This is a genomic window from Proteus myxofaciens ATCC 19692 (assembly GCF_001654855.1).
In the GTDB taxonomy this organism is placed as follows: domain Bacteria; phylum Pseudomonadota; class Gammaproteobacteria; order Enterobacterales; family Enterobacteriaceae; genus Proteus; species Proteus myxofaciens.
On the sequence record NZ_LXEN01000290.1, the window covers coordinates 1 to 202 of the forward strand.

At 25.2% G+C, this 202-nt stretch carries 1 pseudogene; it reads left to right on the forward strand.

The features are described from left to right. Nucleotides 1–202 (forward strand): annotated as a pseudogene (locus tag M983_RS17820) (hypothetical protein); the annotation flags it as partial.

A 202-nucleotide genomic window follows, 5' to 3' on the forward strand; every position in this document is an offset into this window, starting at 1 on the left:
GCATAATGGATATTTGGATCTTGATTTAATTATAGCATTAACAATTTTATTATATTCAATATTGGCGGTGATGTTCTTTTTTTCTAAAGGAAGTAAAATTAATTATTTAATGGGCGCTATTTTATTTTATCGGGTAAGCGATACTATAAGAATTGTTAAACAACGTAGCGTAATAAATCGATTGTTGACTTTTATATTTATT